Source organism: Micromonospora sp. URMC 107 (genome assembly GCF_051386315.1).
In the GTDB taxonomy this organism is placed as follows: domain Bacteria; phylum Actinomycetota; class Actinomycetes; order Mycobacteriales; family Micromonosporaceae; genus Micromonospora.
Map to the genome: position 1 here is coordinate 1 of NZ_JBPQTK010000185.1, position 8,449 is coordinate 8,449.

The following is an 8,449-nucleotide window of genomic DNA, read 5'->3' on the forward strand; positions in this document are numbered from 1 at the left end:
GGGTGGGAGCGAAGGGGGGTCAGCGGCCGGTACGCAGGCCGAGTTGGCGTAGCTCCAGCGCGGCGAGCGCGTCCACGGTGGCGTCGTCGCCGCGCCGCCACGCCTCGGCCACGTCGGGTGCGATCCGGGTCAGCCGCCCCAGCGGCTGGGTGGCCAGCGCGCGCAGCGCGAGCAGGTCCCGGCCGGCGGGGGCGGCGGCCAGCTTCGCGGCCGAGGCGGCCCGGCGCATCCAGCGCACCCGCAGCGGCAGCCACCCGAAGAGCACCAGGCCGAGCGGGAAGACCAGCACGGCGACGGCCAGCGCGAGCGCGAGCTGGTCGACCAGCTCCTGCTGGTCCCGGCCCGCCTCGGCCAGCGAGCGGGCGGCGGTGGCGGCGCGCTCGAACGGCGCGGTCAGCTCGTCGCCGACCAGCGGCACCCGGCCGACCTTGCCGCCCGCCTCGGCCAGGTTGTCGGCCAGGCCGCCGCCGGCGCCCTCCAGCTTCCGCCCGGGTACGGCGAGCTTCTGGACCAGGTCGTGCAGCCACAGCGCGCCACGGATCGCGCCGTACACCCAGGCGACGACGAGCAGGTCGGTGATCATCTGTCGGACGGCGGTCGGGAAACGATCGGCGTAGATCTTCACGCCGGACAGCGTGCCACGCGCGGCCGTCCCCGGCACGCGACGGACCGGCGGCGACCCGCTGGCGGCGGGGGCAGCGGCGGCGTGCCGCTCGGCGGCGGGCGGAGTCAGCCCGCGCAGGCGGGGCAGGTGCCGAAGATCTCCAGCGTGTGGCTGACGTCAGCGTAGCCGTGCTTCGCCGCCACCCGCTCGGCCCAGTTCTCCACCGTCGGCCCCGCCACCTCCACGGTGCGCCCGCAGGCCCGGCAGACCAGGTGGTGGTGGTGGCCCTCGCTGCACCGTCGGTAGAGGTGTTCGCCGCCCGGCGGGCGCATCACGTCGATCTCGCCCGTGTCGGCGAGCCCCTGCAAGGTGCGGTAGACGGTGGTCAGCCCCACCCGCTCGCCGCGCTCGCGCAGCATCGCGTGCAGCTCCTGCGCGCTGTGGAAGCCCTCCAGCTCGCCGAGCAGCGCGCTCACCGCCGAGCGCTGCCGGGTGTTGCGGACCGTGGAACCGGTCATGCTCATGATCCCTCCCCGGCGTGGCTCACCGCGTCGGCCACGATGTGTGCGACATGCTCGTCGACCAGCGCGTACGCGATCTCGCGACCCCGCCGGGAGCCGCGCACCACGCCGGCGCCCCGCAGCACCCGCAGGTGCTGGGAGACCAGCGGCTGCGCGGCGCCGAGCTTGTCGACCAGCTCGTGCACGCAGCGCTCGCCCTCGGCGAGCTCGCTGACGATGGCCAGCCGGATCGGTGCCGAGAGGGCACGCAGCAGCTCGCTCGCCCCCTCGAAGGCGTCGTAGCCTGATCCGTCGGTCACCCCGTAACGGTAACCAATCCCGCCGACACGCCGCTGACCAGGATCACACGCCGCCGAGCCGGATCAGTGCAGCACCACCTCGTGCGGCTCGGGCGCGGGCGCGGCGGCCGGGGTACGCCGTCGGCGCAGCACCCGCCACACCGCGCCGAGGACCGCGACCACCCCGAACGAGGCGATCGCCATCAGCACCACCGAGGCGCCGGGGGCGGTGTCGGCGTTCGCCGCCACGTAGACCCCGGAGCCGGCGGCGAAGAGCCCGAGCGCCATGGCCGCCGTCATCGTGCTGCGGAACCCCCGGGTCACCTGCTGCGCGGTGGCCACCGGCACCACCATCAGGGCGCTGATCAGCAGCACCCCGACGGCCCGCATGGCGATCGTCACGGTGACCGCGGTGGCCACGGCGAGCAGCAGGTTGAGCGTGCGTACCGGCAGCCCGGAAACCCGGGCGTACTCCTCGTCGTGGCAGACCGCGAACAGGGCCGGGCGCAGCGCCAGCATGGTCACCCCGATCGCGACGCCGAGCACCGCGATCGTGGTCAGGTCCTGCGGGGAGATGGTGGTCAGCGACCCGAACAGGTAGGCGTTCAGGTTGGCGCTGGTGCTGTCGGAGAGCCCGACCAGCGTCACGCCGCCGGCGATGCCGCCGTAGAAGAGCAGGGCCAGGGCGAGGTCGCCGGAGGTGCGCCCGCGGGCGCGGACCAGCTCGATGGTGATCGCACCGGCGGTCGCCACGGCCACCGCGACGAGCACCGGGGACCGGTTGAGCAGCAGGCCCGCGCCGACGCCGGTGAGCGCCACATGCCCCACCCCGTCGCCGATCAGGGCGAGCCGCCGCTGCACGAGGTAGATGCCGAGCGCCGGTGCGGCGAGGCCGATGATCAGCGCCCCGATCAGGGCCCGCTGCATGTAGGGGTACTGGAAGAGTTCCATCTCAGCTGCTCCACAGCCCGGCGGGCTCGTCGGGACCGTGCGGGTGCACGTGGTCGTGGTCGGGCTCCGCGTGGTGGCCGGCGGGCTCGGGCACCGCGCCGTCGTGGCAGATCCCACCCTGGTGTACGACGACCGCCCGGCTGATCAACGGCCGCAGCGGCCCGAGCTCGTGGGCCACCAGCAGCACCGTGCCGCCGCCGGCGACGAAGTCGTGCAGCGCCCCGGCGAACGCTTCCTGGCTGGCCGCGTCGACCCCGGCGGTCGGCTCGTCGAGGACCAGCAGCTCCGGCCAACCGGCCAGTGCCCGGGCGATCAGGGTGCGCTGCTGCTGCCCGCCGGAGAGGGTGCCGACCGGGTCGTTGGCCCGGTCGGCGAGCCCGACCGCCTCCAGCGCGGCGGTCACCGCCGCCCGGTCCGCCGCGCCGGGCGGGCGCAGCACCCCGCGCCGGGCGAGCCGGCCGGAGGCCACCACCTCGCGGACGGTGGCCGGCACGCCGCTGCCGGCGCCGAGGCGCTGCGGTACGTACCCGATCCGGTGCCACTGCCGGAAGCGGCGCAACGGACGGTCGAAGAGGGTGACCGACCCGGAGCTGAGCGGCACCAGGCCGAGCGCGGCGCGGATCAGGGTGGACTTGCCGGAGCCGTTGGCGCCGAGCACCGCGACCACCTCGCCGGCGGTCACGGCCAGCGAGACGTCGCGCAGCACGGGGCGGCCGTCGTAGCCGACCACCCCGTGCGCGACGGTGATGACTGGGGATGTCACGAGCAGCTCAACGCCGTCCTCAGGGTCGCAAGGTTGGTACGCATCACCGAAAGGTAGTCGCCGCCACCGGTCGACAGCCCCTCCAGGGGGTCCAGCACGGCGGTCTTCGCGCCGACCTCGGCGGCGATGGTCTCGGCCACCTTCGGGCTGACCAGCGTCTCGAAGAAGATCGTCGTGGCCTTGTGCTCCCGGGCCTCCTGGGCGACCTCGGCCAGGCGCTGCGGGGCGGGCTCGTTCTCCGGGCTGAGGCCGGTGATGCCGATCTGCTCCAGCTTGTAGCGCTCGGTCAGGTAGCCGAAGGCGGTGTGGCTGACCACGATCTCCCGCCGCTGGCAGGTCTTCAGCCCGGCCGTGAACTCGGCGTCCAGCTTCTCCAGCTCGGTGCGCAGCGCCCCGGCGCGGGCGGTGTAGTCGGCGGCGCGGTCCGGGTCGGCCTGGCCGAGCCGCTCGGCGAGCTTGTCGCCGACCGTGGCCAGGCGGGTCGGGTCCAGCCACAGGTGCGGGTCCTTGGTGCCGCCCTCCTCGTGGCCGGGCTCCTCGTGGCCGGGTTCCTCGGGCTTGCCCGACTCCTCGGGGTGGGCGTGCTCCTCGCCCTCGTGGTCGTGGTCGTGCCCGCCCGCGGCGGCGTCCATCAGCGGCTGCACGGTCGACACGTCGAACGCGCGGTCCTTGGCGTTCTGCTCGACGGCCTCGTCCAGCGCCGGCTGGAAGCCCTTGAGGAGGACGACCAGCTCCGCCTCGGCGACCTGGCCGACCTGGCCCGGGTTCAGCTCCAGGTCGTGCGGCTCCGCCCCGGGCTTGACCAGGTTGCTGACCTTCACCGCGTCGCCGCCGATGCGCTCGGCGAGGAACTGCAACGGGTAGAAGGCGGCCACCACGTCGACCCGCTGCGGGTCGGCGCCGGCCGTGTCGTCGTCGGAACAGGCCGCGACACCGCCCAGGGCGAGCAGGGCGGTGGTGGCGACGGCCAGGGTGCGTGGGGCGGAACGGAGGTTCATGTTACGAACTGTCCGCGACAACGATAATGATTGTCAAAAACGCATGCTTGCATGTCAGAACAGCTTCACCAGGCCCGCGGTGACCAGCAGGGTGAGCGCCACCAGCCGGATCAGCCTGGTCTGCGCCGTCTGCACCGACCAGGTGGTGACCATCAGCGCGGCCACGGCCGCGGCGAGCAGCAGGGTGAGCAGCCCGCCGACCACGCCGGGGGTGAAGAACGCGACCAGCACCAGCACCAGGGTGACCAGGAACACCGTCGTCGGGTTCGCCCGGGCCAGCCGGGCCGGCAGGGGGCTCTGCGTACGCTGCATCCCACAGACTCTACGAGGAGGAACCCCGTGCTGGTGACGAACCGGTTCGTGGTCGACGTCGACGTCGCCGACACGTTCACCGAGCGGGCGCACGCCGCCCTCGCCGCGCTCGCGGCCCGCCCCGGTTACCTGCGCGGCCAACTGGTCCGGGCGCTGGACGACCCCCGGCACTGGTGCCTGGTCACCGAATGGGAGTCGGTCGGCACCTACCGGCGCGCCCTGGGCGGCTTCGACGTCAAGATCACCGCCGTGCCGCTGCTCGCCGAGTCGGTCGACGAGCCGTCGGCGTACGAGGCGCTCGCCAGCGCCGCCCCCGGCGGGGACGTCGTCCCGGCCGCCAGCGATCGGGCCGCTGGTCCTTACCGCTGAGCCCGTGGGCACTACATTGCTCTCATGACCGCTCCCGGACCGGCGACCCCGCCGCCGTACCCTCCGCCGCCCGGCCAGCAGGGGGCGCAGCCGCCCGCCGTGCCCGGTCCGCCGGCGGACCCGGGCGTGCCCGCCCCGCCGCCCGGACCGGGGGTCACCCCGCCGTTCGCGGCGCCGCCCACCGAGGGGCGCAACACCCGGCTCTGGCTCGGGCTGGGCGCCGGGGCACTCGCCGTGCTGCTCTGCTGCGGCGGTGGCGGCGCGGCAGTGGTGGGTCTGGCCGTGACCGGGGTGCAGGCCGTGCGCGAGCAGGGGCGCGCCGTCTCCACCGACTACTACCAGGCGCTCGTCGAGCGGAAGTACGGCGCGGCGTACGACCAGCTCTGCGACGACGCGCAGCGGCGCGAGTCGCGCCGGGAGTTCGAGCGCCGGGTGGCCGCCGAGCCGCGGATCGCCACGTTCCGGGTGGGCGACGTGGATGCCGTCTCCCTCACCGTGCCGGTCGACGTGACCTACACCGGCGGTCAGCAGGACCGGCAGGAGGTCACCCTCGGGCAGGACCAGCAGACCGGCGGCATGGAGGTGTGCGGGGTGAGCTGACCGCCCCGGTATTCTGCTGGGCCCGGGACGGCGCGGGTCCCGAGCTGTTCCTTCCATCCTTCCGCGTCCCCGCCGGCCGCCAGTCGGCGTAGGAGGAAACATGCCAGCCGACCGTCTCGACGCCGTCGTCAGCCTCGCCAAGCGCCGAGGCTTCGTCTTCCCCTCCAGCGAGATCTACGGAGGCACCCGGTCGGCGTGGGACTACGGCCCGCTCGGCGTGGAGCTGAAGGAGAACGTCCGCCGGCAGTGGTGGAAGACGATGGTCCAGCAGCGCGACGACGTGGTCGGCCTGGACTCCGCCGTGATCCTCGCCCGCGACGTCTGGGCCGCCTCCGGCCACCTGGACGCCTTCGTCGACCCGCTCACCGAGTGCCAGTCGTGCCGCCAGCGGTTCCGGGCCGACCACCTGGAGGAGGCGTACGAGGCCAGGCAGGGCAGGCCGCCGGCCTCGCTGACCGAGCTGAACTGCCCGAACTGCGGCAACAGGGGCACCTTCACCGAGCCGAGGATGTTCAACGGCCTGATGAAGACCTTCCTCGGTCCGGTCGAGGGCGAGGAGGGCATGCACTACCTGCGGCCCGAGACCGCCCAGGGCATCTTCGTCAACTACCGGAACGTGGAGACGGTCGCCCGCAAGAAGCCGCCGTTCGGCATCGCCCAGACCGGCAAGTCGTTCCGCAACGAGATCACCCCGGGCGACTTCATCTTCCGCACCCGCGAGTTCGAGCAGATGGAGATGGAGTTCTTCGTCGAGCCGGGCTCGGACGAGCAGTGGCACGAGTACTGGCTCTCCGAGCGGTGGAACTGGTACCTCGACCTGGGCCTGTCGGAGGGGAACCTGCGCTTCCACGAGCACCCGAAGGAGAAGCTCGGCCACTACTCGAAGCGCACGGTGGACATCGAGTACCGCTTCCAGTTCGGCGGCACCGAGTTCGCGGAGCTGGAGGGCATCGCCAACCGCGCCGACTTCGACCTCTCGACGCACAGTAGGCACTCCGGCGTCGACCTGTCCTACTTCGACCAGGCCAGGGGCGAGCGCTGGATACCGTACGTCATCGAGCCGGCCGCCGGCCTGACCCGCGCGGTGCTCGCGTTCCTGCTCGAGGCGTACGACGAGGACGAGGCGCCGAACACCAAGGGCGGCGTGGACAAGCGCACGGTGCTGCGCCTGGACCCGCGGCTGGCCCCGGTCAAGGTGGCGGTGCTGCCGCTGTCGCGCAACGACGCGCTCTCGCCGAAGGCGAAGGGCCTCGCCGCCGACCTGCGCAAGCGCTGGGTGGTGGAGTTCGACGACTCGCAGGCGATCGGTCGCCGCTACCGCCGCCAGGACGAGATCGGCACCCCGTTCTGCGTCACGGTCGACTTCGACACGCTGGACGACGACGCGGTGACCGTCCGGAACCGGGACACCATGGCCCAGGAGCGCATCCCGCTGGACCAGGTCGAGCGTTACCTGATCGAGCGCCTGCCCGGCTGCTGAGCTGCGGCGGGGCCTCGCCCGGCGCGGGAGGTGCACCGGCCGGCCCCCCGTACACTTGTCCGGTGACCGCGCCGACCGTTCCCGCACCGCGCCCGCTGACCCTCGGGCGGCACGAGGTGTGGCCGCCGGTGGTGCTCGCGCCGATGGCCGGCATCACCAACATCGGCTTCCGGCAGCTCTGCCGGGAGCAGGGCGGCGGCATCTACGTCTGCGAGATGATCACCACCGTCGCGCTGGTCGAGCGGAACCCGAAGACGCTGCGCATGATCGCGTTCGGCGACGACGAGCGGCCCCGCAGCCTCCAGCTCTACGGCACCGACCCCGAGGTCACCGCCGCCGCCGTGCGGATCGTGGTGGAGAAAGGTCTCGCCGACCACATCGACCTCAACTTCGGCTGCCCGGTGCCCAAGGTCACCCGCAAGGGCGGCGGCTCGGCGCTGCCGTGGCGGCGCCGGCTCTTCGCGCGGCTGGTCAGGGCCGCGGTGGACGCCGCGTCGCCCGCCGGGGTGCCGGTCACGGTCAAGATGCGCAAGGGCATCGACGACGACCACCTGACGTACGTCGAGGCGGGCCTCGCCGCCCAGGACGCCGGCGTGGCGGCGGTCGCCCTGCACGGGCGTACGGCGGCGCAGCGCTACTCCGGCACGGCGGACTGGGACGCCATCGCCACGCTCAAGCAGGCGCTGGACGTGCCGGTGCTCGGCAACGGCGACATCTGGGAGGCCGACGACGCGCTGCGGATGGTGGCGCACACGGGCGTCGACGGCGTGGTGATCGGCCGGGGCTGCCTGGGCCGCCCGTGGCTCTTCGCCGACCTGGAGGCCGCGTTCGACGGCCGCCCGGAGCGCCGGCTGCCCACCCTCGGCGAGGTGGCGCGGACCATGCGTCGCCACGCCGAACTGCTGGTCGACCAGTTCACCGCGGGCTCCCGCACCCCCGCCCGGGGCGAGCGGGACGGCTGCACCGACTTCCGCAAACACGTCGCCTGGTACCTCAAGGGCTTCCCGGTCGGCAGCGAGCTGCGCCGCGAACTGGCCATGATCGAGAGCCTGGCCCAGCTCGACGACCTGCTCGGCAAGCTGGATCCGACCGTGCCCTTCCCGGTGGCCACGCTGGGCCAGCCGCGCGGGCGCACCAACTCGCCCGGCAAGGTCTTCCTGCCGGAAGGCTGGCTGGCCAGCCGCGACGACGACACCGTCCCGGAGGGCGCCGAGCTGGCCGACTCGGGCGGCTGAGCCTGGCGCTGGTGCGGCTGAACCTGGCCTCGGCGCGGCCTGGCCCCGGCGCGGCTGCGGACGCGGGGCGCGGACGCGGGGCGCGGACGGAGACGACGACAAGGGCCGGCCCCGTGTCGGGGCCGGCCCTTGTCGTCGTTCGGTAAGGCGTTCTCTTGGTGGGGTCAGGCGGTGTAGCCGCGGGTGGCGATCCAGTCGGCGAGGTTGTCGACGCTCATCCGGTAGGAGGCCTGGGTCGGGTCGGCCGAGTCGGCGATCGTCACGGTGTTGCCGTTGTCGCGGTAGCCGACGACGCTGATGTAGTGCCCGCCCTCGAAGGAGTGGGTGGTGCCGTCGGT

Annotated in this window: 11 protein-coding genes and 1 pseudogene; 4 read left to right on the top strand and 8 right to left on the bottom strand. The window is 73.5% G+C overall.

Annotated features, from left to right (window positions below; genetic code table 11):
- Positions 1-19: 19 nt before the first annotated feature.
- From ACSNN9_RS26505 to ACSNN9_RS26535, 7 genes are all read right to left on the bottom strand, one after another.
- On the bottom strand, positions 20-625 hold the full coding sequence (locus ACSNN9_RS26505) for a hypothetical protein (RefSeq protein WP_436675965.1): 606 nt from the start codon (positions 623-625) through the stop codon (positions 20-22).
- A gap of 104 nt (positions 626-729) precedes the next feature.
- Positions 730-1,128, bottom strand: coding sequence for a Fur family transcriptional regulator (locus ACSNN9_RS26510; protein WP_357883072.1), 399 nt, complete (start codon positions 1,126-1,128; stop codon positions 730-732).
- On the bottom strand, positions 1,125-1,424 hold the full coding sequence (locus tag ACSNN9_RS26515) for an ArsR/SmtB family transcription factor (protein WP_088998913.1): 300 nt from the start codon (positions 1,422-1,424) through the stop codon (positions 1,125-1,127). Before ACSNN9_RS26515 ends, ACSNN9_RS26510 begins: the two co-directional genes overlap by 4 nt.
- 63 nt (positions 1,425-1,487) lie before the next feature.
- Positions 1,488-2,354 (bottom strand): metal ABC transporter permease, encoded by an 867-nt coding sequence (locus ACSNN9_RS26520; protein WP_121400249.1) that lies wholly within the window; start codon positions 2,352-2,354, stop codon positions 1,488-1,490.
- Position 2,355: 1 nt separating this feature from the next.
- The gene (locus tag ACSNN9_RS26525; protein WP_436675967.1) at positions 2,356-3,117 is read right to left on the bottom strand and encodes a metal ABC transporter ATP-binding protein; all 762 of its coding nucleotides are present in this window, start codon (positions 3,115-3,117) and stop codon (positions 2,356-2,358) included.
- Positions 3,114-4,115: a metal ABC transporter substrate-binding protein gene (locus tag ACSNN9_RS26530; RefSeq protein ID WP_436675969.1), complete on the bottom strand. Its 1,002-nt coding sequence runs from the start codon at positions 4,113-4,115 to the stop codon at positions 3,114-3,116. The genes ACSNN9_RS26525 and ACSNN9_RS26530 overlap by 4 nt, the downstream gene beginning before the upstream one ends.
- 54 nt (positions 4,116-4,169) lie before the next feature.
- Positions 4,170-4,427 (bottom strand): hypothetical protein, encoded by a 258-nt coding sequence (locus ACSNN9_RS26535; RefSeq protein ID WP_357883060.1) that lies wholly within the window; start codon positions 4,425-4,427, stop codon positions 4,170-4,172.
- Positions 4,428-4,454: 27 nt separating this feature from the next.
- Between ACSNN9_RS26535 and ACSNN9_RS26540 the strand changes: the two genes are divergently transcribed.
- The 4 genes from ACSNN9_RS26540 to dusB all read left to right on the top strand — a co-directional run bounded on the left by ACSNN9_RS26540 (position 4,455) and on the right by dusB (position 8,111).
- Entirely contained in the window at positions 4,455-4,796 is a 342-nt protein-coding gene (locus ACSNN9_RS26540; RefSeq protein ID WP_436675971.1) for an antibiotic biosynthesis monooxygenase family protein, read from the top strand.
- Between the two features lie 126 nt (positions 4,797-4,922).
- A complete protein-coding gene (locus ACSNN9_RS26545) occupies positions 4,923-5,396 on the top strand; it encodes an Rv0361 family membrane protein (protein ID WP_357883075.1) in 474 nt (157 codons plus the stop codon).
- Between the two features lie 100 nt (positions 5,397-5,496).
- Entirely contained in the window at positions 5,497-6,876 is a 1,380-nt protein-coding gene (locus tag ACSNN9_RS26550; RefSeq protein ID WP_436675972.1) for a glycine--tRNA ligase, read from the top strand.
- A gap of 62 nt (positions 6,877-6,938) precedes the next feature.
- Complete coding sequence (dusB, locus tag ACSNN9_RS26555; RefSeq protein ID WP_436675973.1) at positions 6,939-8,111, top strand: tRNA dihydrouridine synthase DusB; 1,173 nt, start codon at positions 6,939-6,941, stop codon at positions 8,109-8,111.
- 164 nt (positions 8,112-8,275) lie between these two features.
- Here dusB and ACSNN9_RS26560 read toward each other — a convergent pair.
- Positions 8,276-8,449 (bottom strand): annotated as a pseudogene (locus ACSNN9_RS26560) (C39 family peptidase); the annotation flags it as partial.